The sequence below is a fragment of the Tepidibacillus decaturensis genome (assembly GCF_001561915.1).
Classification (GTDB): domain Bacteria; phylum Bacillota; class Bacilli; order Tepidibacillales; family Tepidibacillaceae; genus Tepidibacillus_B; species Tepidibacillus_B infernus.
The window spans coordinates 2,547,176-2,571,737 of record NZ_LSKU01000001.1 but is presented as its reverse complement, the minus strand read 5'-3'; the positions used below and the strand labels follow the sequence as shown (position 1 = coordinate 2,571,737).

Genomic DNA, 24,562 nt, shown 5'->3' with positions numbered 1-24,562 from the left:
ACGCGCCTTAGGCGCGATTTATTATTTTTGCTCATCGATCACTAATTTCCCATTACGGGCAAAATGGTCTTTCTTTAAATCTTCAATAAAAACATAAACACTTTCTGCAGGAACATTGACTGTTTCAGTAACAACCTTTGTAATTTTTTCTACGAGTTCTCTTTTTTGTTCAGGTGAACGTCCTTCAATCAATTCAATTGTAACAAATGGCATCAACTCATCCCCTTGTCCTATTAGTTGTATACATTTCTATTATAGTATCGATTGGTCATTGTTTCCACCAATACTTTAATCTACTCCAGAAAGATTCATTTTTGGGTGGTTCAATTGGCTTAGGTTCCTTATCTTCATTTTGATGCAGGTCACAATATTCAGTCGGTTCAGTTCCTTTTACAAAAGCTTCTAATCGAGGATTGGGACAATCTTCTGTTGCAATTTTTCCCGATTCAGGATCAATATAGAGGCTAATGACACCCTCAGGTACAGTAAATAACTGTAAGGGTAATGATTGATGAGCCTTTTTCATATAATCTGCCCAGATTTCCTTACTGATCATTGAGTCTCCTTCTACCAATTTCTCATTTTGATCATAACCTGCCCAAAGCGCAGTAACCAACTGGGGAGTGTAGCCAATCAACCAGGCATCATAATCCGTTGTACCCGTCTTTCCAGCAATCGGGCGATTTAAGCGATCAGAAACAGAATAACCTGTGCCCCCTTGTTCAAAGACCCCTTCCATCAGATAGGTTAAAATAAAACTTGAATCAGCAGAAACTACTTCAGTTTCTATGATTTCCTTTTTCTCATAGAGGACGTTACCATTCACATCTTCAATTTTTAGAATCGCTGTAGGTTCAATTCTTTTCCCCTGATTAGCAATGGTTGCGTATGCCTTGGCCATTTCAAACGGAGTTACCTCTTGACTACCCAATGCTAAGGATGGGTAGGGTTTTAGATCCTTATCGATTCCAAGCTTCATACTCATTTCTACTAACTTTTCCATTCCAATTTCCATATGGGTTTTTACCGCATAAATATTATCAGAATGGGTTAAAGCATATCTCAAGTCGATTTCTCGGTTTGGATAACGGTTTCCAAAATTGGTAGGCTGATAGGTTTGATTTTGTCCGAATGTAAAAACAGTAGGCTCGCTCTTAAACTTGCTAACAGGTGTAAACCCATTTTCTAAGGCTGCTAAATATAAAATAGGTTTAAAGGAAGACCCTGGTTGCCTTTCTGCAAATACTCGGTTATATTGACTCTTTTGGTAATCTCTTCCACCCACCATTGCTTTAATAAAACCATTAGTTGGATCGATACTAATTAAAGCACCCTGCAAAAGTCGATCCTTAGGAAGTCGGTTGGCCAATGTCTCCTCTGCGGCCTTTTGCATCTTTGAATCTAACGTGGTATAGATTTTTAAGCCACCTTGATAAAGCTGTTCCTCTTCAATTCCATATTCATTTTTAACGAGGGAAACAATGTAATCGCGAAAATAAGGTGCACTTGCTAAATTTACTTTTTCATTTGGATTTTTAAAAATAAGTTTTTCTTGATATGCCTTGTTTGCTTCTTCCTGTGTAATATAACCTACTGCAACCATAGAAGTTAAAACTTGTTTTTGTCTTCTTTTTGCTTTCTCCAGATTTTTAAATGGAGAATAAACAGATGGACCTTTTGGGATTCCAGCCAACATTGCACTTTCTGCTAAATCTAAGTCAGCAGCATCTTTATTAAAATAAGTTTTTGCAGCCATTTGAATCCCATTTGCAGAATGGCCATAGTAGATTTGGTTTAAATACATTTCAAGGATTTCATCCTTCGAATATTGAAACTCTAATTGAACGGCTAATAAAGCCTCATTCACTTTTCTTTTCCATGTTTTATCTAGTGTTAAATAGAGATTTCTTGCAAGCTGTTGAGTAATTGTGCTAGCCCCTTGTACTTTAGCCATCTGTTTGATGTCTTCAATTACCGCCCCACCAATCCGAATCAAGTCAAGGCCAAAATGGCTATAAAATTTTCGGTCTTCAATTGCTATTGTTGCTTCAATCAATGACTTTGGAATCTTAGAAAGAGGAATATATTCACGATTCACTCCAGAATAAAGGTCATCAATCACTTCTCCATCCATCGAGTAAATAAAAGAAGTTTGCTCAATCGTTGTCTTAGGAAGAGGTTTTGCTTGTAAATAGAGAATAAAAAATAACAATAAACTACTAAAAATAAAAAACAATGAGAGTAATACAAGCAAAATTTTTTTAATCTTTTTTAAAACTCGGTATAACATCATTTCATTTAATGGATCATATTTACTCAACACATTTGCCTCCTCTCCAAGCAAAATCTTTATTTACCATTATGGGTAAAAATAGAAAAGCTTATACTTGAGGCAGAAGGCAAAGTCAATTTTTTCTTGCATTTTTGTTCGTTTTTAATATAATACAATTTGTTGTACATCGTGATGAAAATAAGCAAAAAGGGTAAATCTAAGGAAGAAATGTGAATAGAAAAGATGAAAAGAAAATGAAGATAGAAAGAAGGCTGGAAAGATGAATAATGAAGCATTGATGGGATTAATGGAATTATGGTACACAGAAAAACAAACCCCTAATCATGGGATAACGACGAAGATTTCTAAAACCATACATAGTGAAAAAACAGACTTCCAACAACTAGATATTATTGATACGAATCAATTTGGTCGGATGCTTGTTTTAGATGGTATGGTAATGACCACAATTAAAGACGAATTTGTTTATCATGAGATGATCACCCATGTGGCCTTAAATACACATCCAAATCCTAAAAAAGTTTTAGTTGTCGGTGGAGGAGATGGTGGAGCCATTCGTGAGATCATTAAACATCCTAGTGTAGAAAAAGCAGTATTAGCTGAAATTGATGGTAGAGTGATTGAAACTTCAAAACAATACTTACCTGAAATTGCGGGGGCACTTGATGACCCACGTGTAGATGTTCAGGTCGTAGATGGAATTCAATATATTCACGATCATAAAAATGAATTTGATGTGATTATGGTCGATTCGACAGAACCAGTGGGTCCTGCAGTCGGATTATTTGAAAAAGGCTTTTATCAAGGAATTTATGATTGCTTAAAAGAAGATGGAATTCTTGTTGCTCAAACTGAATCTCCATGGTTTAACCAAGATTTAATTCGTCGAGTGTTTAAGGATATCCGTTCCATATTCCCTATTACCAGACTCTATACCGTTAGTATTCCGACATACCCAAGCGGATTATGGAGCTTTACGATGGGTTCGAAAAAATATGACCCATTAAAAGTGAATGAATCAGAGTTAAAAGATTTAGATACCAAGTACTATTCACCAAGTATTCACAAGTCTGTTTTTCAATTACCTAAATTTGTTGAAGACTTAGTAAAGGAGTAAGGTTTAATGAGATTTGATGAGGCCTATTCTGGAAATGTCTTTATTGCAGCCCATCCTACTTATGAGGATGCTCAAGTCGTTATTTATGGCATGCCAATGGATTTTACCGTTAGTTTTCGTCCCGGTTCAAGGTTTGGCCCGAAAAGTATAAGAGAAGTATCGATTCTTTTAGAAGAATACAGTCCTTATTTAGATCGAGAATTAACGGAAGTAAAGTATTTTGATGCTGGTGATATTCCCCTTCCTTTTGGTAATCCAGAAAAAAGCGTTAATATGATTGGGGAATATGTTGCAAAAATTCTAAAGGATGGTAAATTTCCTTTAGGCTTAGGTGGAGAACACTTAGTCACATGGCCAGTCATTCGCGAGGTTTATAAAAAATATCCTAATATGGTTTTAATTCATATTGATGCCCATGCCGATCTAAGAACAGATTATGAGGGTGAACTCTATTCCCATGCAACCCCTATTCGTAAAGCAGTAGAATTGATCGGGGGAGGGAACGTTTATCAATTTGGTATCCGTTCTGGAACCAAAGAAGAATTTGCATTTGCAAGACAAAATTTGAACTTTTATCCCTTTGAAGTACTTGAACCATTGAAAAAGGTGATACCCACGATAAAGGATCGCCCTGTCTACCTTACGATTGATATTGATGTGATCGATCCAAGTGCTGCTCCTGGAACAGGAACTCTTGATTCTGGAGGTACTTCCCCAAAAGAATTGCTATCAGCGATTCATGAAATGGCTCGTTCAAGACTTCAAATCGTAGGAACTGACATAGTAGAAGTTGCACCTGTTCTTGATTCTTCTGATCAGACATCAATCCTTGCTTCTAAATTAGTAAGAGAAATCCTTTTGGGATTTATTAGATAAAGCTTCTATCCAATGCATCGGAAAGCTAGGATAGAAGCTTTTCTACCGTTGGAAATATCTGTACATAAAACAAGGTGAGAAAAATGGAACAAGATGTAACATTACAAGTCATCACTTATATTCGTCATCCTTATGGTGAAGAGGATAGAATGACGTTTCAGGGGAAGGGCAAATTATATCTTAAAGATGAGTCAGTTTATTTGCGCTATGAAGAACAGTTAGAGGACTTAGGAAAAACAGCGACGATTGTTCAGTGGAAAGAGGCTGAAAAGGATTCACCGGTTGTAACGATTATTCGTCAAGGCGATGTGAGTATGAAACAAGTTTTTGAAAAAGGGAAAACATGGTCAAACGCCTATTTAAGTCCTTATGGCAGATTAGAATTAGAGATGATAACACATCAGGTCAAAATCGAGAAGGAATGGCTAAAAGGAAAAATTTATTTAAGTTATGATGTATACATTGACCAACAAAAAATTGGACATTATCAAGTTGAAATAGAATATCAAGAGGAAAGAGGGATCTTACATTGAAGGAAATTTTATTATCATTGCTAACTGGTGGGGTGGTTGGATTCCTTTTTGCGTTCTTCAAACTACCTATTCCCGCACCACCCGCATTACCTGGAATTATGGGGATTATAGGGATATTTTTGGGATTCAAACTATTTGATTGGTTATTCTAGTTATTTCTTCAAAGAGGCATGGATGACTTTGCTCGTTGTAATATACATCTCTATTTCACTTTTGTGGGCTATCTTAGCAGGAAAAGACCATTTGATAGCGAATAGGATAACTAGGATGGTGATCGTATGCAGGCAAGATTAATTATTTTATTATTCTTTACCCTTATTGTCGTCGTTTTTGCTGTTATGAATATACAACCTGTAGTCATCGACTTTTATTTTACACAAGCAGATGTCCCATTGATATTGATGATTATTTTTTCGATTCTGATTGGAGCACTGTTTATGTTTATCCTTTCATCGATGAAACAAATTCAAACGACAAGAAAAATGAAAACGTTAGAAAAGGAAAACAGCCAATTAAAACAAGAGCTACAGGAGATAAAAAAACAAACGGAGACAGAAACGGTTCATAAGGAAACAGAGGTTAAGACTGAAGGCGAGCAGGCATAAGAATCATTCGATGACATAGGATTGAAGTGAAAGATTCAATCCTTATTTTTTACCAATAAATATCTGAATATTCAGTTTAGGTTGAGGGGATAAATCATGGAGAACCTGTTAAAACAGATCCTAGAGGGGAATAAACGTAGTGTTGGGAAAGCCATCTCGATCATTGAAAATGATTTACCAGAGAAAGTGGAACTTCTTAATCAATTATATCCTTATACAGGCCATGCCAAAGTGATTGGAATAACAGGACCTCCCGGTGCTGGGAAAAGTACATTGGTAGATGCCATCATTCAAGTCATTCGCCAAACTGGAGCAAAGGTTGGGGTGATAGCGGTAGACCCAACAAGTCCATTTACAGGTGGTGCCATTTTAGGGGATCGGATAAGAATGCAAAAACATGCCTTAGATCCAAATGTTTTTATTCGAAGTATGGGAAGTAGAGGAACATTAGGAGGTCTTGCAAAGACGACGAGGGAAGTCGTTAGAGTATTAGATTCGATGGGGAATGATTATATTCTGATTGAAACCGTAGGTGTAGGGCAATCGGAATTAGAAATCATAAACGTTGCAGACACTATAATGGTAGTCCTCCATCCAGGTGGGGGAGATACGATCCAAGCGTTCAAGGCAGGACTGATGGAAATAGCCGATTTATTTGTAATCAATAAAAGCGATTTACCGGGTGTAGAGAAATTAATCCATGAGATTGAAATGTTAATCGAGATGACAAAAATAAATGCGAATTGGAAGCCACCTATCATCAAAACCATTAGTACAAATCAAGTAGGATTGGAAGAACTATGGGCGGCATTACAAAACCACCAACAATATTTAATCGAACGAGGAGTACTTCAAAAGCAAAGAACCTCCTTTTTAAAGAGAGAAGTAGTCGAGCTTTTGCACCACTTATTTCAACAAAAGATAGATGTTGCCATCTACACCCAATTTTTTAATAAGGAATTAGATCAATTAGTAAATAAAGAAAGAAGTCCTGAAGAAATTGCGCGAATCATGTTTGAGAAAATATGTCCTATGAAATCATAATGGAGTATAAAATATTTGACATCTGAGGAAAATTGGATAAAATATTGTTTGCATTCGTTAGATTTGAGATCATGGTAAACAAAAATGGTTTTCATAAAGTAAATGGTAACTAAAGAAGGAGTGTGCCGGGACTTGAGTGATATCGTTTTAAAAATTGAAGAAAGACGTTTAAAAGAACTACCCATGGTAGATATAGCTTATGAAATTTTAAAGCAAACAAAGAAAACATATTTTTATCAGGATTTAGTTAAAGAAATCGCTCAATTAAAAGGAATGACTGAAGAGGAAATCATTGAAAACATCGCACAGTTGTATACAGAAATCAATATTGATGGCAGATTTGCTCATGTCGGCCAAAATGAATGGGGATTAAAGCAATGGTATCCTGTTGATCAAGCAGATGCTTTACACTATAGTCACGACGACGATGAAGAAGACGATTATACCGTTTATGATGACGAGGAACTAGATGAAGAAGGTCTTCTTGATGAAGATGAAGAGGGCTTAATTGAAGAAGATGAATTATATGCAGATGATGAAGATGAAGAAGATAGCGAAGACATTGATTTAGAAGAAGATACAGAGGATGGAGATCTTTTTGAAGATGATACTGATGAGGAATTAGACGATCAAAACGATTATGTTGATTTAGATGAAAATGATGATTCAGAAGAAGACGATGATCTAGAAGAAGATGATTAAATTTCTTGACATTGTAGACGACAACGAGTAAACTACTTTTTGGGCTTAAGATTTTCCATAACGAACGAAATAAACAACAAAATATTTTATGGGATAAAAACAAAAGTGCCCCTATCTTAGGGAAGCTGTCACTTTTGTTTTTTTGTTTCCTTACGGTAAAAGATGGTTAAACTATACCAGAGTTAAGAGGAGGAATATGAGATGGCAAAGTTTATTTTTGTAACGGGTGGAGTAGTCTCATCTTTAGGTAAAGGGATTACTGCCGCTTCTCTTGGAAGATTACTGAAAAACCGTGGTTTAAAAGTAACCATTCAAAAGTTTGATCCATATATCAATGTTGATCCTGGTACGATGAGTCCATATCAGCATGGAGAAGTGTTTGTTACAGAAGATGGGGCTGAAACAGACTTAGATTTAGGCCATTACGAACGTTTCATTGATATCAATTTAAGCAAAAATAATAATGTAACGACTGGGAAAATTTATTCTACCGTGATTACCAAAGAAAGACGTGGTGACTATTTAGGTGGAACCGTTCAGGTTATTCCTCACATAACGAATGAGATTAAAGAACGCCTTGTTCGGGCGGCAAAAGAAACGAATGCAGATATTGTTATCACAGAAATTGGTGGCACAGTAGGGGACATCGAAAGTCTGCCATTTTTAGAAGCGATTCGTCAAATGAAAAGTGAAGTAGGTCGGGAAAATGTGATGTATATCCATGTCACTTTAATCCCATATATCGCAGCTGCTGGTGAACTGAAGACAAAACCAACCCAACATAGTGTAAAAGAATTAAGAAGTATTGGGATTCAACCAAATGTCATTGTTTGTCGTACAGAACACACCTTATCAGAGGATATTAAGGGCAAAATTGCTTTATTCTGTGATATTGAGAAAGAAGCTGTGGTTGAAGCCTTAGATGCAGATACATTATATGATGTTCCTTTGATGTTACAAGCTCAAGGGCTAGATGAGTATGTGGTTCGCCATTTAAAGCTAGATACCAAGCCAGCTGACATGACAGAGTGGATCCAACTTGTGAATAAAATTAAAAACTTGTCTCACACGACGCGTATCGCCATTGTGGGGAAATATGTTGCTTTACATGATGCTTATTTAAGTGTGGCAGAGGCACTTTATCATGCAGGATTTCACTATGATTCTGATATCGAAATTAAATGGGTTGATGCAGAAGATGTAAATACAGAAAATGTGGCAAAAATCTTAAATGATGTAGATGGTATATTGGTGCCCGGGGGCTTTGGTGATCGTGGTATTGAGGGTAAAATTGCAGCAATACAATATGCTCGTGAACAGGAAAAACCATTTTTAGGAATCTGTCTCGGCATGCAAACAGCTGTTATTGAATTTGCCCGAAATGTCGTTGGTTTAAAAAATGCCAACAGTTCAGAATTTAATTTAAAAACTCCATATCCTGTGATCGATATTCTCCCAGAACAAAAGGATATTGAGGATTTAGGGGGAACGATGAGATTAGGGCTATATCCATGTAAGCTAGAAGAAGGCTCTATTGCTCATCAAGTTTATCAAGAGGAACTGATTTATGAACGTCATCGCCATCGCTATGAGTTTAACAATGAATTTCGTGAGCAATTACAAGAAGCAGGATTAAAAATATCTGGAACCTCACCTGATGAAAAATTAGTAGAAATTATTGAAATTCCTAATCATCCATGGTTCGTGGCTTCACAGTTCCATCCTGAATTTACATCAAGGCCGAATCGTCCTCATCCTTTATTTAAAGGTTTAGTTAAGGCATCACTTGAAACTAAATTAGTCAAAAACAAATAACCTTCTTCCACTTGTCATTTAAGGGTTTGTATATTCCATAAGCTGCGACCTTCAGAAGTGCCCTTCTCTCCGTAATCTTTATTCATAGAAGGGCACGGATGACGGAGCGCGATGGAATATACAAACCTTTTCTTATTGGGTCCCTACAAAAGTAATCGGTGTATGTCATCACTTTTGTGGATTTTCTTTAAAAAAAATAATAAGTGATGAAAAAACAATGAAGGCAGAAGGAAAAATTAACCTTTATAGAGAAAGATATAGATTGATATTTAGTAAATATTCGGAAAAATCTGGTGAAATACAGGGGGGAGAATATGAGAGACAAAAAGATTCTTATTGTGGATGATCAATATGGAATCAGAGTGCTTTTGTACGAGGTTTTTGGTAAGGAAGGTTATCAAACGTTTCAAGCAGCAAATGGTAAAGCGGCACTAGAAATTGTTCAAAAAGAGTCTCCTGATATTGTTTTGCTAGACATGAAGATTCCTGGAATGGATGGTTTAGAAATTCTCAGGCATATCAAAAAGATTGATCAAAGCATGAACGTCATTATGATGACCGCATATGGTGAACTGGATATGATTAAGGAAGCCAAAAAACATGGAATTATTACTCATTTTACCAAACCGTTTGATATTGATGAATTAAGGGAGACGGTAAGGACGATTCTTTTTGAAGATAAGGTCGAATCGAACCATGCAACGATTTAACGTTTTTAATGCGTTCAAAAACTTTTTCGCTCATCAATTTCTTTTTGATTTATGGTATAATGATTCAATGATATTGTATTGAATATCTTGGTAGTAAATAGGTATTCTAAAGAATATACATATCTAATTATTGTTTTTGAAAGGAGACTAGTTATGCCATTAGTATCAATGACAGAAATGTTACAGAAAGCAAAGGCTGGCAAATATGCCGTTGGCCAATTTAACATGAATAACCTGGAATTTACTCAGGCAATTATTGAAGCAGCAGTAGAAGAAAACTCTCCTGTAATCTTAGGCGTGAGTGAAGGGGCTGCTCGCTATATGGGGTTGGAATATACAGTAGCGATGGCAAAGGCTGCTGCTGAAACTGCGAATATTCCAATTGCTTTACATTTAGATCATGGTAGCAGTTTTGAAGTAGCTATGAAGTTCATTCGTGCTGGATTTTCCTCTGTGATGTTTGATGGATCCCATCATCCATTTGAAGAGAATATTACTTTAACAAAGAAAGTAGTAGAAGCAGCCCATGCAATGGGAGTATCTGTTGAAGGTGAACTTGGAACCATTGGCGGGGTTGAAGACGACCTTTCTGTTGAAGAAGAAGATGCAAAACTAGCTAAGCCTGAAGAAGCAATCGAGTTTTATAAACAGACAGGTGTAGATGCGCTTGCGATTGCTGTAGGTAGTGCTCACGGCATGTATAAAGGCGTACCTAAAATCCACCACGATATTATTGAAGCTGTAAGCAAGCAAATTGATATACCGCTTGTACTTCATGGAGGATCAGGTATTCCTGATGAGGATATTACGAAAGCCATTGCTGCAGGAATTGGTAAAATTAACGTGAATACAGAAAACCAAGTTGCTTTAACTAATACCATTAGAGAAATCTTTGCAAAAGATGCTAAGGTATATGATCCACGTAAATATTTAGGACCAGGCCGCGAAGCAATGAAGGAAGTCGTTCGCGGAAAGATTCGTTTATTTGGAAGCAATGGTAAAGCCTAAACGATAAAAAGGGGTTGGCACCATTATGAAATTTTTTATAGATACAGCCAATATTGAGGAGATTCGTAAAGCAAGTGAGTGGGGTATTCTATCTGGTGTAACAACAAACCCTTCTTTAATTGCTAAAGAAGGAAGAGATTTTATTGAAGTTATCAAAGAGATTACCTCCATTGTTGATGGGCCTATCAGCGCTGAAGTGATTGGGCTAAAAACTGATGAAATGGTGAAAGAAGGAGAACAGCTCGCTTCTTTACATAAGAATATTGTAATTAAAATTCCGATGACTGTTGAAGGCCTTAAAGCAGTACACGCTTTAAAACAAAAAAATATCAAGACGAATGTAACGTTGATTTTCTCTGCAAACCAAGCTTTAATGGCAGCAAGAGCAGGAGCAAGTTATGTTTCTCCTTTTGCAGGTAGATTAGATGATATTGGTTATGATGGAATCTCGCTGATTGAGGATATTCATCAAATTTTTGCTTATCATGGGATTGAGACAGAGATTATTGCTGCAAGTATTCGACACCCTATGCATGTAACTCAATCTGCAAAAGCAGGTTCTGATATCGCAACTGTTCCATATAAAGTGCTAGAGCAAATGATCAAGCATCCCTTAACAGATATCGGGATTGAAAAATTCCTCGCAGATTGGAATAAGGCTCAAAAATAGCAAATCGATATGGGCTTGTATTTTACCCTGTTGTAAAATACAAGCTTTAATTTTAATATTATAGTGGAACCCCGCAAAAGTAATCGGAATATGCTTCGTTGGAAGTCGTCACTTTTGTGGGCTATCTTATCGACTTCTTTTACGTTAGGGGAGAAAACTTTTGGAAACATTGATGATTAAAGGGGGAGACCATTTATCAGGGACAGTAACGATTAGTGGCGCAAAAAATAGTGCTGTTGCTTTAATTCCAGCTGCCATTTTAGCAAATTCCCCAGTGACGATTGAAAACCTACCAGATATTCGCGATATACATATTCTTATGCAAATCCTGTCTGAACTTGGTGCAATGATAGAATATCATCATGGGACAATGAGAATCGACCCTACTCAAATGAAGCCTAAACCAATGCCAAATGGTAAGATAAAGGAACTAAGAGCCTCATATTATTTAATGGGTGCCCTATTAGGAAAGTTTGGTGAAGCAACGATTGGTTTGCCTGGGGGCTGTCATTTAGGCCCAAGACCGATTGATCAGCATATAAAAGGCTTTGAAAGTTTAGGAGCGAAGGTGATTCAAGAATCTGGGTCTTTATATTTGAAAGCGGACTCATTAGTTGGAAACCGAATCTTCTTAGACGTGGTAAGTGTAGGTGCAACGATTAATATTATGCTAGCGGCGTCTAGGGCAAAAGGGCAAACCATTATTGAAAATGCTGCCAAAGAGCCAGAGATCATCGATATCGCTACCATTCTAACCTCGATGGGTGCAAAAATCACTGGTGTAGGAACAGATATTATAAAAATCCAAGGTGTTGAAGAATTAAAAGGGTGTAGGCACTCAATTATACCTGATCGAATCGAAGCAGGTACCTATATGATTATCGCTGCGGCGACAGCGGGAGATATTACGGTAGACAATGTGATTCCAAAACATTTAGAAGCATTAACAGCAAAGCTAAAAGAAATGGGAGCCATTGTTCAAGAAAAGGACGATTCCATTCGTGTTTTAGGTCAATCCTATTACCGACCCGTAGACATTAAAACCCTTCCCTATCCTGGATTCCCTACTGATTTGCAACAACCTGTTACCTCTTTACTAACACGGGCAGAAGGAACAAGTGTGGTCACTGACAATATTTATACTTCAAGATTTCGCCATGTCGATGAACTGATTAGAATGGGAGCAGATATTAAGGTTGAAGGTAGAACAGCAGTAGTAAAAGGGGTCAATGATCTTCAAGGAACAAAAGTAAAAGCGACAGACCTAAGAGCAGGGGCCTCCTTAGTGATTGCAGGGCTAATGGCTGAAGGGATTACAGAGATAAGTGATGTATATCATATTGATCGAGGGTATGAAAAGCTAGTAGAAAAGTTACATGCTTTAGGAGCAAATATTTGGAGAGTCAAGGATGAGCTGTTCTAAGAAAAGAAATGGGACCCCGCAAAAGTAATCGGAGTACGCTACGAAGAAACTCTTCACTTTTGTGGGCTACAATTAGGGGGAGAAGAATTATGGAGAGGAGTTTAACATTAGAATTAGTTCGGGTGACTGAAGCAGCTGCATTGGCTGCTGCAAGGTGGATGGGGCAAGGGTTAAAAAATGAGGTGGATGATGCCGGAACATCGGCAATGAGAAGGGTCTTTGATACCGTACCAATGCAAGGAACCGTTGTGATTGGTGAGGGGGAAATGGATGAGGCGCCAATGCTCTACATTGGTGAAAAATTAGGAACAGGATATGGCCCTGAAGTAGATGTAGCTGTTGATCCGATTGAAGGAACCAATATTGTTGCAAGAGGGTTATGGAATGCTTTAGCAGTAGTCGCGATCGCTGATAAAGGCAACCTTTTACATGCACCAGATATGTATATGGAGAAGATTGCTGTTGGTCCTAGAGTAGCGGGAAAAATCAATATAAATGCAAGTGTGAAAGAGAACCTAGAAATTGTAGCGAGAGAACTAAACAAAGATATCTCTGAAGTAACAGCCGTGGTGTTGGATCGAGAACGCCACCAAGAATTAATCCAACAAATCCGCTCTGCTGGAGCAAGGATCAAATTGATAAGTGATGGTGATGTAGCAGCGGCAATCAATACAGCTTTTGAAGATACAGGTGTGGATATCCTATTAGGTTCTGGTGGAGCACCAGAAGGGGTATTAGCAGCTGTGGCCCTAAAATGTTTAGGAGGAGAGATTCAAGGTAAGTTACTCCCGCAAAATGAGCAAGAAAGGGAGCGATGTAAGGAAATGAGGATCGATCCAAATCATATCCTAAAAATGGAAGATCTAGTAAAAGGTGATGACGCCATTTTTGCAGCTACAGGTGTAACGGATGGTGAACTTTTAAAGGGAGTTCGTTTTCATGGAAGTATCGCTACAACCCAATCGATTGTCATGCGGGCGAAGACAGGAACAGTAAGAATTATTGATGGAACCCATCGACTTGAGAAAAAACCAAACTTACTGATTAAATAAAGCAATGTATAAACAATTGAAATTGGAGAAAAATAATATAATGTTTTCATTTTAATACAATAGATAAAGAAGGTGTTCAACGGAATGGATTTAAATATATCAATGTTAGAAACGATGAAGCTAACAGAGCTTTATAAGTTAGCAAAAGAGTTTCAAATTCCTTATTATGGGAAAATGAAAAAAAACGAACTTATTTTTTCCATTTTAAAAGCGCAGGCAGAAAAAGCAGGACTCATGTTTATGGAAGGTGTATTGGAAATTCTACCAGATGGATATGGCTTTCTAAGACCTGTCAATTATTTACCTAGTGACGAAGATATTTATATTTCCGCTTCACAAATTCGCAGGTTTGATTTGCGAACAGGGGATTTAGTCTCTGGTAAGGCTAGACCGCCAAAGGAAAATGAAAGATATTTTGGTTTATTGTATGTAGAAGCGGTAAACGGAATGGATCCTGAAATTGCTTCTGAACGATTACATTTTGCTTCTCTCACACCTATTTTCCCTCAGAAAAAAATTGTCTTGGAAACTGCTCCAAGCAATCTCTCTACTCGAATCATGGATTTATTCACTCCAGTTGGATTAGGTCAACGGGGATTGATCGTAGCCCCACCAAAGGCAGGTAAAACCGTCCTTTTAAAAGAGATTGCTAATTCGATTAGTGAAAACTATCCTGATATCCATTTGATGGTATTACTCATAGATGAAAGACCTGAAGAAGTGACTGATATGGAAAGATCAGTGAAAGGAGAAATTATTAGCTCAACATTTGATGAATTACCAGAAAATCATATTAAGGTTGCAGAACTAGTTTTAGAACGAGCACAGAGGTTAGTTGAAGCAAAAAAGGACGTCGTAATTCTAATGGACAGTATTACAAGGTTAGCAAGGGCTTATAACTTAGTCATTCCACCAAGTGGCCGGACATTATCAGGAGGTATAGACCCATCAGCTTTCCATAGGCCAAAACGTTTTTTTGGAGCAGCGAGAAACATTGAAGAAGGCGGTAGCTTGACCATCCTTGCTACAGCATTAGTGGAGACAGGTTCTAGAATGGATGACGTGATTTATGAAGAATTTAAGGGAACTGGAAATATGGAACTTCATTTGGACCGCAAATTAGCTAATCGAAGAATTTTTCCTGCCATCGACATTACCCGTTCAGGAACAAGAAGAGAAGATTTACTTTTGACAAAAGAAGAGTTAGAAAAGCTATGGTTAATTCGAAAATCAATGACAGAGGGTCAAGAATTTGTTGAGTTATTCCTGAAAAAATTAAAGGAAAGTAAGACAAATCAAGAATTTATCGCTTCTATTGATCCGAAAAAAGGTCTATAATCCCACCTCTTTCCTCTATGAACCGGTAGTTTGTATATTCCAAAAGCAGCGACTTTTGGGAGTGTATTTCTGCGCAAACTTAAACCTTGCATCTTTATTTTTACTTATGTTATAATTTTTCTATGTGTGTGATAACTCTGATTCGCAAATGAATCAGGGCAGAAAGAGGTGAACGTAATGAAACAAGGAATTCATCCAGATTACAAAATTACAAAAGTAACATGTGCATGTGGTAATACTTTTGAAACTGGATCAGTTAAAGAAAATCTACGCGTTGAGATTTGTTCTGAATGCCATCCATTTTTCACTGGAAAACAAAAATTTGTTGATGCGGGTGGTCGTGTAGATAAATTTAAGAAGAAATACAACATTAAATAAATTAAGTTTGTATATTCCAACGCGCTCCGTTGTTCGCGGTTTTCCATGATTAAAGAAGAACGAGGGAAAACTCGCTCTCAAAAGTCGTTGCTTTTGGAATATACAAACCCCTAATGATAAGGGGGAGGAAAGTTACACTTTCCTTAATATTAAAAATAAACAGGCAGGCGATCGCTTGCCTGTTTTTCTCTAATAATATACATTTCATATTTGTAATAGCTTGGGGGGAGGGAGAAACATGGCGCAACTTTTTTTTAGATATGGGGCAATGAATGCTTCAAAAACGATTCAGCTCTTAACCGTTGCTCACAATTACGAACAATCTGGGAAAAAAGCAACGGTTTTTACTCCAGCGATTGATGATCGATATGGAGTGGGGAAAGTTACCTCAAGAGTAGGTATCAGCAGAGAGGCTGTTCCTGTTTACGATGATACCGATATCTTCAAAATGGTGGATAACGAAGAAATAAAACCAGACTGTGTATTGGTAGACGAAGGGCAATTTCTCAAACCTTATCACGTCACTCAACTAACCCATATTGTGGATCAATTAAACATACCTGTGATTGTTTATGGTTTGTTAAAAAATTTTAAAAATGAATTATTTGAAGGTAGCCAACAATTGCTTTGTGAAGCGGATAAAATTGAAGAAATTAAAACCGTTTGTGTTTATTGTAATAAAAAAGCAACTCACATCCTAAAATTTAAAGATGGACAACCTGTTTATTCCGGCGAAGCCATTGAAATTGGTGGAAATGAAACATATCGCAGTGTTTGTCGCAGACATTATTACCATCCGCCGCTAGAAAAAGATGAGTATTTGGAATAATTAAGCAAAATGTTTTTGCCTCATATCGGGAAATATAATTCCTGAGGAGGTGACGCATTTGCGTACAAAAAAATTCAAGCTATTGGTATTAGCCAGCCTTTTAGTGTTAGGATTAACGGCATGTAATGTAGATAATGATAATAGACCATTAACGAGAGGTTACAATCAGCCGAATATGTTAGATGGAAATGATGGTCGTAAGGTGAATCCATATACTTATGATGGCATTACACCTTATCGAAACGTCACTCCATATAACCGTTATGATGGTACTTATGGTGCTTATAATTACAATCCATACGGTCCTAACAATGTTGGCCCTTACGGCTTCCGTGCTAACCAGTTCCGTAACAATGCAAACGATGATGCAGACAGAATGGCGGAAACGGCAGCAAGAGTTAATGGAGTTGAAGATGCAACGGTTGTTATTGCTGGCGGGAATGCCTATGTAGGATTGGATTTAGAAGATCGAATTCAATCTACCGAAGCTAACCGTGTCGAACGAAATGTGTATAATGCTCTAAAGAGATTATACCCCCGTTATAACATCCGTATTACTTCTGATGCTGATCTATTTGGGCGACTACGTGACATAGGCGATGGCATTAGAGGTGGGACTGCCGTTGATCGTTTCCAAACAGACTTTCGTGATTTTGACAACCGTTTTAGAACCTACAGAAGATAGTACGCCTCGTTTCAAAGAACACCTTTTTAGCTTAGGCTAAAAGGGTGTTCTTTATTTCTTGCTTATAACGAGCAATTCCGATATAATTTTAACGTTATACATTAGTTTTTATTCCAAATTGGGGTGAGTGAAATGTTCGGACGGTTACAAGAATTAGAAGACCGTTATAATCAATTGACGGAATTGTTAATGGACCCGGAAGTCCTTAATGATCCCAAAAAACTAAGAGAATATTCAAAGGAACAATCCGGATTAGAAGAAACGGTTCAAGCATATAAAGAATATAAACAAGTCGTTAAAGAACATCAAGATGCAAAAGCGATGTTAGAAGAAAAACTTGATGCAGAGATGCGTGAAATGGTCAAAATGGAATTAGATGAATTAGAGGAAAAAAAGAAAGCGCTAGAAGAACAGCTAAGAATTCTTCTCCTTCCAAAAGATCCTAATGATGAGAAAAACGTTATTGTAGAAATTAGAGGGGCTGCTGGTGGTGATGAGGCTGCCTTATTTGCTGGTGATCTTTTCCGCATGTATACACGCTTTGCAGAAAGACAAGGATGGAAAACAGAAGTAATGGATGCCAATTATACAGGGATTGGTGGGTTCAAAGAAGTTATTTTTATGATTACTGGAAAAGGTGCTTATAGTAAATTAAAATATGAAAGTGGTGCCCACCGTGTGCAACGTGTACCTGAAACAGAATCAGGTGGACGTATCCATACTTCTACCGCAACAGTTGCTGTATTACCTGAGGCAGAAGATGTAGAAGTAGAGATTCATGAAAAAGATATTCGCGTCGATGTCTTCTGTTCAAGTGGTCCTGGTGGACAAAGCGTAAATACCACTCAATCAGCGGTTCGCTTAACCCATATCCCCACTGGAATCGTGGTATCCATGCAGGATGAAAAATCCCAAATTAAAAATAAGGAAAAAGCGATGAAAGTGTTAAGAGCTAGAATTTATGAAAAACAATTAGAGGAAGAACAGGCTAAACTAGCTGAAACAAGAAAAAGTGCTGTAGGAACAGGGGATCGAAGTGAACGGATTCGAACCTATAACTTCCCCCAAAGTCGTGTAACAGATCATCGTATCGGCCTTACTTTGCACAAATTAGATAGCGTACTTGATGGTGATTTGGAGGAAATTATCTCAGCGCTTCACGTACAAGCGCAAGCGGACTTATTAAAACATACGGAGCAATCAGAATGAGAAACATGACAATAAAGGAAGCCCATTCTTGGGCTTCCTCCTTTTTAAGACAACATCATATCGATCAAGCCCCTTTAGAAGCAGAGGTTTTGATTAGAAACTTGTTTCAATGGAATCGAAGCCAACTGTTTCTCCAATGGAATCAACCCTTCCCAATCGAGAAATGGGAACCATTAAAGCAATGGCTTGATCAGAGAATCCACCATATTCCACTGCAATATATCGTAGGTGAGCAAGAATTTTATGGTAGACCTTTTTCGGTTAATCCCAATGTACTGATTCCTCGTCCTGAAACAGAACTGTTGCTTGAACATCTTATCCATGAAGCAGATCAAATATGGCAAGATCAGCCGATTACCGTAGTAGATGTAGGTACAGGCAGTGGGGCAATTGCGATTACATTAGCACTGGAAAAGCCAAATTGGCATGTTCATACAGTAGATATTTCTAACGCCGCTTTAAAAACGGCAAAGAAAAATGCCATAAAGTTGGAAGCCCAAGTAACCTTTCATCATGGAGATTTGCTAAATCCAATCTTAGAATCGAAAATGAAGGTAGATTTAATCGTATCAAATCCGCCTTATATTCCTACGAAGGATCTTGATGATTTAATGCCAGAAGTGAAGAATAATGAGCCAATGTTAGCCTTAGATGGTGGAGAAGATGGCCTACAATTTTATCGTCAAATCCTTCAACAAGCCGAAAAAGTATTGCATCGACCAGGTTTGATTGCATTTGAAATTGGAATTGATCAATCAGAACCAATCGTTGAATTGCTTCAGCAAAAAGACTCAAAATGGAAGCTACAAATAGAACATATAAAGGTAATCCCTGATTTTCAAGGTATTCCTAGGATCATCATCGCTAAGATTACCTAAAATAAACCTTTTTTAATCATGGAAAACCGCGAACAACGGAGCACGTTGGAATATAGAAACTTACACGTTTAACCTTTCCCTATTCTGTCCATAATGAGGATAAATAGAGAGACGAGAGGGGAAACGTGATGAAAAAGCTATTATATTTTATTTTTATATTTTCTGTTCTTTTGATGAGTTGGGATATACAAAAACAAGAGATGGCAATTGCTGCACCACAGGAATCAGCCACTATACCTGATCAAGCCATTCGTTTACGGATCATTGCAAACAGTGATTCGCCTGAAGACCAATGGTTAAAACGGAAAATCAGGGATGAAATTGTTGCACAACTAGATCCTTATGCGACAAAGGTTAAAACAATTGAAGAAGCAAGAGCAGTCATCAAGGAGCATTTACCAGCATTTCAAGAATTGGTAGAAAAGACGATAAAGGACAATGGATTTAGTTATTCAGAACCACCAAAGGTTGAGCTTGGTATCGTTCCATTTCCTACAAAAATGTATGGTCAAACCGTTTATCCTGCTGGTGAGTATGAGGCACTCCGAATTACTCTAGGTGCTGGTAAGGGGCAAAATTGGTGGTGTGTTTTATTCCCCCCACTATGTTTTGTTGACATATCCACAGGGGATGCTGTTGATGTGGTTAAAAATACAACAGTAGACAAGACACAGCAATCTATTGTCCAATTAAATGATCCTGAAGAAGTAGAAGTGAGATTTTTCCTCTTTGATATGCTACTTAAACTCTTTTCCTTTATCAAATCGATATTTTAAAAGATCTATTCCAAGCTTCGAGCAATAGCATTGTTCGAAGCTTTTTTACTAAATCATAAACCATTTATCATCATTATGAAGAGTTATTAACATACTTATTAACAGGTTATTCACAAACTGTGCATAACTTGTCAATAGATTATTTTGACAGGTGCAATATTTTTTTGTTTAATAAGAAGAGAATCTATGTCACAATTACATTTTAAAACGAAACAGGTTAGGAGCAAATAGGATGCTAGGAACAAAAACGAAGATTTGGAATGTGGATAAACTTGTGGATGAATGTCATCCTGATATCATAGAAGTAGCCAAGCGTTTAAGGGAAGGAGAAGTGATCGCTTTTCCTACAGAAACAGTATATGGCCTTGGCGCAAATGCCTTAGATACAGAAGCAGTAAAAAAATCTTTGCAGCAAAAGGGCGTCCTAGTGATAATCCACTAATCGTCCATATTGCCAGCTATAAACAGCTAGAGCAGCTTGTTGAAGATGTGGATCAACGTAGCAAAAGACTAATGGATCAGTTTTGGCCAGGACCTTTAACCATTATTTTCAAACGAAAAGATGGAATATCCCCATTAGTTACAGCTGGACTTCCCACTGTGGCGGTTAGAATGCCTAATCATCCTGTAGCCCTTGCAGTCATTAAGGCAGCAGATCTACCGATTGCAGCGCCTAGTGCTAATCGCTCTGGAAAACCTAGTCCGACGACTGCAGATCATGTTTGGCATGATTTACAGGGTAGAATCGAAGGAATTGTCGATGGTGGGGCAACAGGTGTAGGCTTAGAATCTACAGTCATTGATCTAACTGAGGAAATTCCAACAGTCTTAAGGCCTGGTGGTATAACCATTGAAGAATTAGAAGCCGTTCTTGGTGTTGTGTCCTTAGACCCTGCACTTATTAAAGAAGAAGAAAAACCAAAATCACCGGGAATGAAATATACCCATTATGCTCCAACAGGAGAGATGTGGATCGTTCGTGGGAAGGAACAAGCGGTTATAGATAAAATCAATCAACTGGCTAATCAAATGATTAATGAAGGGAAAAAAGTAGGCGTATTAACGCTCCGCGAGCATGAAAAAGAGATTTTAAAAGCTGACTTGGTTTTAGGTTATGGTTCCAAAAATAATCTACACCCTTTAGCAGTACATCTATATGATGCGTTGCGAACATTTGATCAACAAAAGATCGATTATATATTAGTTGAGGGTGTGGGGGAAGCGGGAATTGGTCTAGCTATTATGAATCGAATAAAAAAAGCAGCAGGTGGAAAAATGATTGACGTATAAAGAGACAACCCCTTGCATAATGTTGGATAGACAAGGTTATGGAGGGGATGTTGCTATGGAATGGATGACAAACCTAGGGCAAATTATGGCACTTCTTATGATAGGCATTGCTCTAGGAATGGATGCCTTTTCTTTAGGAATCGGTATTGGAATGCAAAAATTATCTTGGGCTCAAATCAGCAAGATTAGTATCACCATAGGTATTTTTCATATATTGATGCCACTCATTGGAATGGTGTTCGGGCACTTTCTTTCCACCTTTATAGGGGACATTGCTACTTGGGTTGGAGGAATCATTTTAGTGATGCTTGGTGCGAATATGCTTTGGTCGTCATTTTTAAGCAATAAAGCGCATGTTTTAGACCAAACAGTAGGAATCGGGTTATTTTTACTCGCTTTTAGTGTTAGTATTGATGCTTTATCTGTCGGTCTATCCTTAGGGCTTTTTTCTGCAGATTTTTTATTTGTTGTTTTATTGTTTGGTATCATAGGTGGAGCAATGACTGCCTTAGGCTTAACATTAGGGGATAAGATTGGCGATTGGCTCGGGGATTATGGAGAAGCACTTGGTGGTATCATTCTGCTCGTCTTTGGCATTAAATTTTTGGTGTAGCCATGGAACAAATCATTTTGATTAGCCTATTGTCAGGTCTTGCCACCGGAATAGGTGGTTTAATAGTTCTTTGGTTTGGACGTCCTGATTCAAGAGTGTTGGGATTTTATCTAGGTATTTCTACCGGCATGATGGGAATGGTTGTTTTTGTTGATTTACTTCCAGCCTCATTCACTTATGGGAACATAAAATATACCTGGATTGGTCTTTTGATTGGCATTCTTATTATGTCTTTAGTTGATTGGTTTATTGCCAAATTTCTACCCTTGTCCAATCATCTAAATCAAATAGCAGAAGAACGATATTATCGACAGCTGGCCATTTTTTTCACCCTTGCGATTGCTTTGCATAATTTACCTGAAGGTGTAGCAATTGGGGCGGGATTTGAAACACAAGAAAAGTTAGGCATTCGCGTCGCCCTAGTCATCGCTTTGCACAATATTCCCGAAGGGTTAGGAGTAGCTTCAACCCTGATGTTAGGTAAACTTCGCTCATTGACAATTTTTTTAATTCCACTTTCAACAGGTTTATTTATTCCTTTAGGTACATGGATCAGTATCCTCATCGGCGAGATGGTACCCTATTGGATTTCTATTGGACTTAGTGTGGCTGCTGGTGCAATGGGGTATTTAGTCGTTAAAGATATAGGGCCAGAAAGCATGAAGTTACATCGTTTATTGGGGCAATTTGGAATGGGGATCGGGATTCTCATTATGTATATCGTTTATCAATTAAATCATTGAAGAGAAGGATGGTTTTAGTCATGAATGTATTATTTGTATGTACAGGCAACACATGTCGAAGCCCAATGGCAGAGAAAATTTTAAAAAAAATAGCTACAGATGAAGGGTTGGAACTAGCTGTAAAATCAGCTGGAATTTTGGCGATTGAAGATCTCCCTGCATCTGAGCATGCAAGAACCGTCATGCAGGAATATGGTGTAGAAGACGACCACAGTGCAAAAAAAGTAACAAGGAAATTATTAAAATGGGCAGACCTTGTGTTTACCATGACAGAAGGACATAAACAGGTATTAGTAGAGCAATACCCTGAGTTTATCGAAAAAATAAAAATGCTTAAAGAATCCGGAGATATTTCCGATCCATTTGGGAACGATTTGGAAGTTTACCGAGAAACAGCCAAAGAGATTGAAGCAGCCATTCGAACATTTTTGGATAGAAGAAAAATCCTATAATCACAAAAAAAATTAGGGAATATGAAGGAGTAGCCACCTTCTTAGCGAATACTTACTTAGCTAGTGGAATTTGGCAATAAAAAAGACTTTTAATCAAAAGGTTGGTGAGGAAATGGAAAAAGGGGAAAATAAGTTTAAATTTAGTTTAACCAAAAAATTTGTTACAGGCATTTCGATGCTATCTTTCATAACATATGGGACAAGTGCATTTTTCATCATTGTTTTAAAAGACTCGATTCTTAATCGAATGCCTTTTTTAACATTTGAACTTTTTGTTATTCTTACTTTGATTTTAGGTGTAGCATGGACAATCTTTTTTGGCTATGTCGCTTCTAGAATTCTAACGAAACCGTTGATCGAACTGGAACAATCAGCAAGAATTGCAGCAACAGGTGATTTAAGTAGAGATGTGAAGGTTGTTAAATCTGATGATGAATTAAGAGCATTGGGAATTGCCTTTAACCAAATGTTAACAAATCTACGATTGATGGTACGCGATATCAATGGAAATTTTGAACTTACCAATAACAACGTAGAGGAATTAATCCTTGCATCTGAACAATCGGCCAACTCAGCAGAAAATATTTCTCGAACGATTGAAGAGATTGCTAAAGGAGCAGAGCGGCAAGCAATTGCAACCAATGCGACAGTAGAATCATTGACTCAAATCAATCGCTTATCAGAAGAAGTCAAGCAAAAAGCCAACCAAACTAAAAACCATTCCCACTACATGGAACAAGTCATCAAAGAAAGCATTGAAGTCGTCCATTCATTAGTAGAAGGACTACATCATATTGCAAACGCCAACCAAGAATCGATTGATTTAGTAAAAAGGCTAGAAAAAAACGCTGGAGAAATTAGTACCATTACCGAAGTGGTAGGAAATATAGCGGAGCAAACCAATCTGTTAGCCTTAAATGCCTCCATAGAAGCGGCAAGAGCCGGTGAACATGGACGGGGATTTGCTGTTGTAGCCAATGAGGTAAGGAAACTAGCAGACCAAAGTACAAAAGCAGTTCAAAATATTAGTTCTATTATTGGACAAATGCAACAAGAAGTACATAACGTGGTAAGGAAAATCTCTGAACAAGTAGAGCTAGCAACCTCAGAATCGAATCGGGGAGAAAAAACAAAACAATCTCTTGCTAGCATTGGTGAATCTGTGAACCAAGTAGTGTTCTCTATTGAAGAGATTACTAAACTGATCGAAAAACAATTCCAACATATTCAGGAAACATTGTCAGAGGCTCAAAATATGGCAGCGGTTGCAGAAGAAACTTCGGCAGGAGCACAGCAAGTAGCAGCGACAACCGAAGAACAAACGGCGGCAATGGAAGAAATCGCTGCAACAGTTCAACAATTAAGAGATTCCGCATATCATTTAAAAGAATTAATAGAAAAGTTTCGTGTCTAAGAGAGGGGCTTAAACCCACTCTTTTTTAAAATAAGAAAGTATAACTTTCTTCCACTTGTCATTTAGGTGTTTGTATATTCCGTTGGAATATACAAACCTTTTTTTAAGT

At 37.6% G+C, this 24,562-nt stretch carries 27 protein-coding genes and 1 pseudogene; 26 read left to right on the top strand and 2 right to left on the bottom strand.

Annotated features, from left to right (window positions below; translation table 11 throughout):
• Nucleotides 1–21 precede the first annotated feature (21 nt).
• Nucleotides 22–213 (bottom strand): 2-hydroxymuconate tautomerase, encoded by a 192-nt coding sequence (locus U473_RS12020; RefSeq protein WP_068726702.1) that lies wholly within the window; start codon nt 211–213, stop codon nt 22–24.
• A gap of 55 nt (nt 214–268) precedes the next feature.
• The gene (locus tag U473_RS12015; protein WP_321164170.1) at nt 269–2,320 is read right to left on the bottom strand and encodes a transglycosylase domain-containing protein; all 2,052 of its coding nucleotides are present in this window, start codon (nt 2,318–2,320) and stop codon (nt 269–271) included.
• Nucleotides 2,321–2,579: 259 nt separating this feature from the next.
• On the opposite strand from U473_RS12015, the gene speE reads away from it, so the two are divergent.
• The 26 genes and pseudogenes from speE to U473_RS11890 all read left to right on the top strand — a co-directional run bounded on the left by speE (nt 2,580) and on the right by U473_RS11890 (nt 24,453).
• Nucleotides 2,580–3,410, top strand: a complete 831-nt coding sequence (speE, locus tag U473_RS12010; RefSeq protein WP_068727677.1) for a polyamine aminopropyltransferase — start codon at nt 2,580–2,582, stop codon at nt 3,408–3,410.
• Nucleotides 3,411–3,416: 6 nt separating this feature from the next.
• A complete protein-coding gene (gene speB, locus U473_RS12005) occupies nt 3,417–4,286 on the top strand; it encodes an agmatinase (protein ID WP_068726700.1) in 870 nt (289 codons plus the stop codon).
• A gap of 83 nt (nt 4,287–4,369) precedes the next feature.
• Nucleotides 4,370–4,819, top strand: a complete 450-nt coding sequence (locus tag U473_RS12000; RefSeq protein WP_068726698.1) for a DUF1934 domain-containing protein — start codon at nt 4,370–4,372, stop codon at nt 4,817–4,819.
• The gene (locus U473_RS11995) at nt 4,816–4,971 is read left to right on the top strand and encodes a XapX domain-containing protein (protein WP_068726696.1); all 156 of its coding nucleotides are present in this window, start codon (nt 4,816–4,818) and stop codon (nt 4,969–4,971) included. The genes U473_RS12000 and U473_RS11995 overlap by 4 nt, the downstream gene beginning before the upstream one ends.
• A gap of 126 nt (nt 4,972–5,097) precedes the next feature.
• Nucleotides 5,098–5,424 carry a LapA family protein gene (locus U473_RS11990; RefSeq protein WP_068726694.1) on the top strand — a complete coding sequence of 109 codons (327 nt, stop codon included), beginning with the start codon at nt 5,098–5,100 and terminating at the stop codon, nt 5,422–5,424.
• A gap of 96 nt (nt 5,425–5,520) precedes the next feature.
• Nucleotides 5,521–6,468 carry a methylmalonyl Co-A mutase-associated GTPase MeaB gene (gene meaB / locus U473_RS11985; RefSeq protein ID WP_068726691.1) on the top strand — a complete coding sequence of 316 codons (948 nt, stop codon included), beginning with the start codon at nt 5,521–5,523 and terminating at the stop codon, nt 6,466–6,468.
• A gap of 132 nt (nt 6,469–6,600) precedes the next feature.
• Nucleotides 6,601–7,170 (top strand): DNA-directed RNA polymerase subunit delta, encoded by a 570-nt coding sequence (rpoE, locus tag U473_RS11980; protein WP_235589116.1) that lies wholly within the window; start codon nt 6,601–6,603, stop codon nt 7,168–7,170.
• Between the two features lie 201 nt (nt 7,171–7,371).
• Nucleotides 7,372–8,985, top strand: a complete 1,614-nt coding sequence (locus tag U473_RS11975; protein ID WP_068726687.1) for a CTP synthase — start codon at nt 7,372–7,374, stop codon at nt 8,983–8,985.
• Nucleotides 8,986–9,299: 314 nt separating this feature from the next.
• A complete protein-coding gene (locus tag U473_RS11970; RefSeq protein WP_068726685.1) occupies nt 9,300–9,695 on the top strand; it encodes a response regulator in 396 nt (131 codons plus the stop codon).
• A gap of 153 nt (nt 9,696–9,848) precedes the next feature.
• Entirely contained in the window at nt 9,849–10,703 is an 855-nt protein-coding gene (gene fba, locus U473_RS11965; RefSeq protein ID WP_068726683.1) for a class II fructose-1,6-bisphosphate aldolase, read from the top strand.
• A gap of 25 nt (nt 10,704–10,728) precedes the next feature.
• Nucleotides 10,729–11,373 carry a fructose-6-phosphate aldolase gene (fsa, locus tag U473_RS11960; RefSeq protein ID WP_068726680.1) on the top strand — a complete coding sequence of 215 codons (645 nt, stop codon included), beginning with the start codon at nt 10,729–10,731 and terminating at the stop codon, nt 11,371–11,373.
• A 160-nt stretch (nt 11,374–11,533) separates the two neighbouring features.
• Nucleotides 11,534–12,796, top strand: a complete 1,263-nt coding sequence (locus tag U473_RS11955) for a UDP-N-acetylglucosamine 1-carboxyvinyltransferase (protein ID WP_068726678.1) — start codon at nt 11,534–11,536, stop codon at nt 12,794–12,796.
• An 89-nt stretch (nt 12,797–12,885) separates the two neighbouring features.
• Complete coding sequence (glpX, locus tag U473_RS11950; RefSeq protein WP_068726675.1) at nt 12,886–13,848, top strand: class II fructose-bisphosphatase; 963 nt, start codon at nt 12,886–12,888, stop codon at nt 13,846–13,848.
• A gap of 84 nt (nt 13,849–13,932) precedes the next feature.
• Entirely contained in the window at nt 13,933–15,186 is a 1,254-nt protein-coding gene (gene rho, locus U473_RS11945) for a transcription termination factor Rho (protein ID WP_068726673.1), read from the top strand.
• A 177-nt stretch (nt 15,187–15,363) separates the two neighbouring features.
• Nucleotides 15,364–15,564 (top strand): 50S ribosomal protein L31, encoded by a 201-nt coding sequence (gene rpmE / locus U473_RS11940; protein WP_068726671.1) that lies wholly within the window; start codon nt 15,364–15,366, stop codon nt 15,562–15,564.
• A 238-nt stretch (nt 15,565–15,802) separates the two neighbouring features.
• Nucleotides 15,803–16,393, top strand: a complete 591-nt coding sequence (locus U473_RS11935) for a thymidine kinase (protein ID WP_068726668.1) — start codon at nt 15,803–15,805, stop codon at nt 16,391–16,393.
• A gap of 58 nt (nt 16,394–16,451) precedes the next feature.
• Nucleotides 16,452–17,078 carry a YhcN/YlaJ family sporulation lipoprotein gene (locus tag U473_RS11930; RefSeq protein WP_068726666.1) on the top strand — a complete coding sequence of 209 codons (627 nt, stop codon included), beginning with the start codon at nt 16,452–16,454 and terminating at the stop codon, nt 17,076–17,078.
• 132 nt (nt 17,079–17,210) lie between these two features.
• The gene (prfA, locus tag U473_RS11925; RefSeq protein WP_068726664.1) at nt 17,211–18,287 is read left to right on the top strand and encodes a peptide chain release factor 1; all 1,077 of its coding nucleotides are present in this window, start codon (nt 17,211–17,213) and stop codon (nt 18,285–18,287) included.
• Nucleotides 18,284–19,165: a peptide chain release factor N(5)-glutamine methyltransferase gene (gene prmC / locus U473_RS11920; RefSeq protein WP_082732530.1), complete on the top strand. Its 882-nt coding sequence runs from the start codon at nt 18,284–18,286 to the stop codon at nt 19,163–19,165. Before prfA ends, prmC begins: the two co-directional genes overlap by 4 nt.
• Before the next feature lie 128 nt (nt 19,166–19,293).
• Nucleotides 19,294–19,941, top strand: coding sequence for a stage II sporulation protein R (spoIIR, locus tag U473_RS11915; RefSeq protein ID WP_068726662.1), 648 nt, complete (start codon nt 19,294–19,296; stop codon nt 19,939–19,941).
• Nucleotides 19,942–20,173: 232 nt separating this feature from the next.
• Nucleotides 20,174–20,754: pseudogene (locus U473_RS15745) on the top strand (L-threonylcarbamoyladenylate synthase); the annotation flags it as partial.
• A gap of 66 nt (nt 20,755–20,820) precedes the next feature.
• A complete protein-coding gene (locus tag U473_RS15740; RefSeq protein ID WP_407701953.1) occupies nt 20,821–21,231 on the top strand; it encodes a Sua5 family C-terminal domain-containing protein in 411 nt (136 codons plus the stop codon).
• Nucleotides 21,232–21,286: 55 nt separating this feature from the next.
• Nucleotides 21,287–21,844: a manganese efflux pump MntP gene (locus U473_RS11905; RefSeq protein ID WP_068727673.1), complete on the top strand. Its 558-nt coding sequence runs from the start codon at nt 21,287–21,289 to the stop codon at nt 21,842–21,844.
• A gap of 2 nt (nt 21,845–21,846) precedes the next feature.
• A complete protein-coding gene (locus U473_RS11900; RefSeq protein ID WP_068726659.1) occupies nt 21,847–22,587 on the top strand; it encodes a ZIP family metal transporter in 741 nt (246 codons plus the stop codon).
• Between the two features lie 20 nt (nt 22,588–22,607).
• Nucleotides 22,608–23,039, top strand: a complete 432-nt coding sequence (locus U473_RS11895) for a low molecular weight protein arginine phosphatase (RefSeq protein ID WP_068726657.1) — start codon at nt 22,608–22,610, stop codon at nt 23,037–23,039.
• A gap of 112 nt (nt 23,040–23,151) precedes the next feature.
• A complete protein-coding gene (locus U473_RS11890) occupies nt 23,152–24,453 on the top strand; it encodes a methyl-accepting chemotaxis protein (protein WP_068726655.1) in 1,302 nt (433 codons plus the stop codon).
• Nucleotides 24,454–24,562 lie beyond the last annotated feature (109 nt).

What these genes read in the sequence shown, in the direction of transcription:
- U473_RS12020 (WP_068726702.1), bottom strand. Translation starts at nt 213, where the DNA reads ATGCCATTTGTTACAATTGAATTGATTGAAGGACGTTCACCTGAACAA.
- speE (WP_068727677.1), top strand. Translation starts at nt 2,580, where the DNA reads ATGGAATTATGGTACACAGAAAAACAAACCCCTAATCATGGGATAACG.
- speB (WP_068726700.1), top strand. Translation starts at nt 3,417, where the DNA reads ATGAGATTTGATGAGGCCTATTCTGGAAATGTCTTTATTGCAGCCCAT.
- U473_RS12000 (WP_068726698.1), top strand. Translation starts at nt 4,370, where the DNA reads ATGGAACAAGATGTAACATTACAAGTCATCACTTATATTCGTCATCCT.
- U473_RS11990 (WP_068726694.1), top strand. Translation starts at nt 5,098, where the DNA reads ATGCAGGCAAGATTAATTATTTTATTATTCTTTACCCTTATTGTCGTC.
- meaB (WP_068726691.1), top strand. Translation starts at nt 5,521, where the DNA reads ATGGAGAACCTGTTAAAACAGATCCTAGAGGGGAATAAACGTAGTGTT.
- U473_RS11975 (WP_068726687.1), top strand. Translation starts at nt 7,372, where the DNA reads ATGGCAAAGTTTATTTTTGTAACGGGTGGAGTAGTCTCATCTTTAGGT.
- U473_RS11970 (WP_068726685.1), top strand. Translation starts at nt 9,300, where the DNA reads ATGAGAGACAAAAAGATTCTTATTGTGGATGATCAATATGGAATCAGA.
- fba (WP_068726683.1), top strand. Translation starts at nt 9,849, where the DNA reads ATGCCATTAGTATCAATGACAGAAATGTTACAGAAAGCAAAGGCTGGC.
- fsa (WP_068726680.1), top strand. Translation starts at nt 10,729, where the DNA reads ATGAAATTTTTTATAGATACAGCCAATATTGAGGAGATTCGTAAAGCA.
- glpX (WP_068726675.1), top strand. Translation starts at nt 12,886, where the DNA reads ATGGAGAGGAGTTTAACATTAGAATTAGTTCGGGTGACTGAAGCAGCT.
- rho (WP_068726673.1), top strand. Translation starts at nt 13,933, where the DNA reads ATGGATTTAAATATATCAATGTTAGAAACGATGAAGCTAACAGAGCTT.
- rpmE (WP_068726671.1), top strand. Translation starts at nt 15,364, where the DNA reads ATGAAACAAGGAATTCATCCAGATTACAAAATTACAAAAGTAACATGT.
- U473_RS11935 (WP_068726668.1), top strand. Translation starts at nt 15,803, where the DNA reads ATGGCGCAACTTTTTTTTAGATATGGGGCAATGAATGCTTCAAAAACG.
- prfA (WP_068726664.1), top strand. Translation starts at nt 17,211, where the DNA reads ATGTTCGGACGGTTACAAGAATTAGAAGACCGTTATAATCAATTGACG.
- prmC (WP_082732530.1), top strand. Translation starts at nt 18,284, where the DNA reads ATGAGAAACATGACAATAAAGGAAGCCCATTCTTGGGCTTCCTCCTTT.
- spoIIR (WP_068726662.1), top strand. Translation starts at nt 19,294, where the DNA reads ATGAAAAAGCTATTATATTTTATTTTTATATTTTCTGTTCTTTTGATG.
- U473_RS11905 (WP_068727673.1), top strand. Translation starts at nt 21,287, where the DNA reads ATGGAATGGATGACAAACCTAGGGCAAATTATGGCACTTCTTATGATA.
- U473_RS11900 (WP_068726659.1), top strand. Translation starts at nt 21,847, where the DNA reads ATGGAACAAATCATTTTGATTAGCCTATTGTCAGGTCTTGCCACCGGA.
- U473_RS11895 (WP_068726657.1), top strand. Translation starts at nt 22,608, where the DNA reads ATGAATGTATTATTTGTATGTACAGGCAACACATGTCGAAGCCCAATG.
- U473_RS11890 (WP_068726655.1), top strand. Translation starts at nt 23,152, where the DNA reads ATGGAAAAAGGGGAAAATAAGTTTAAATTTAGTTTAACCAAAAAATTT.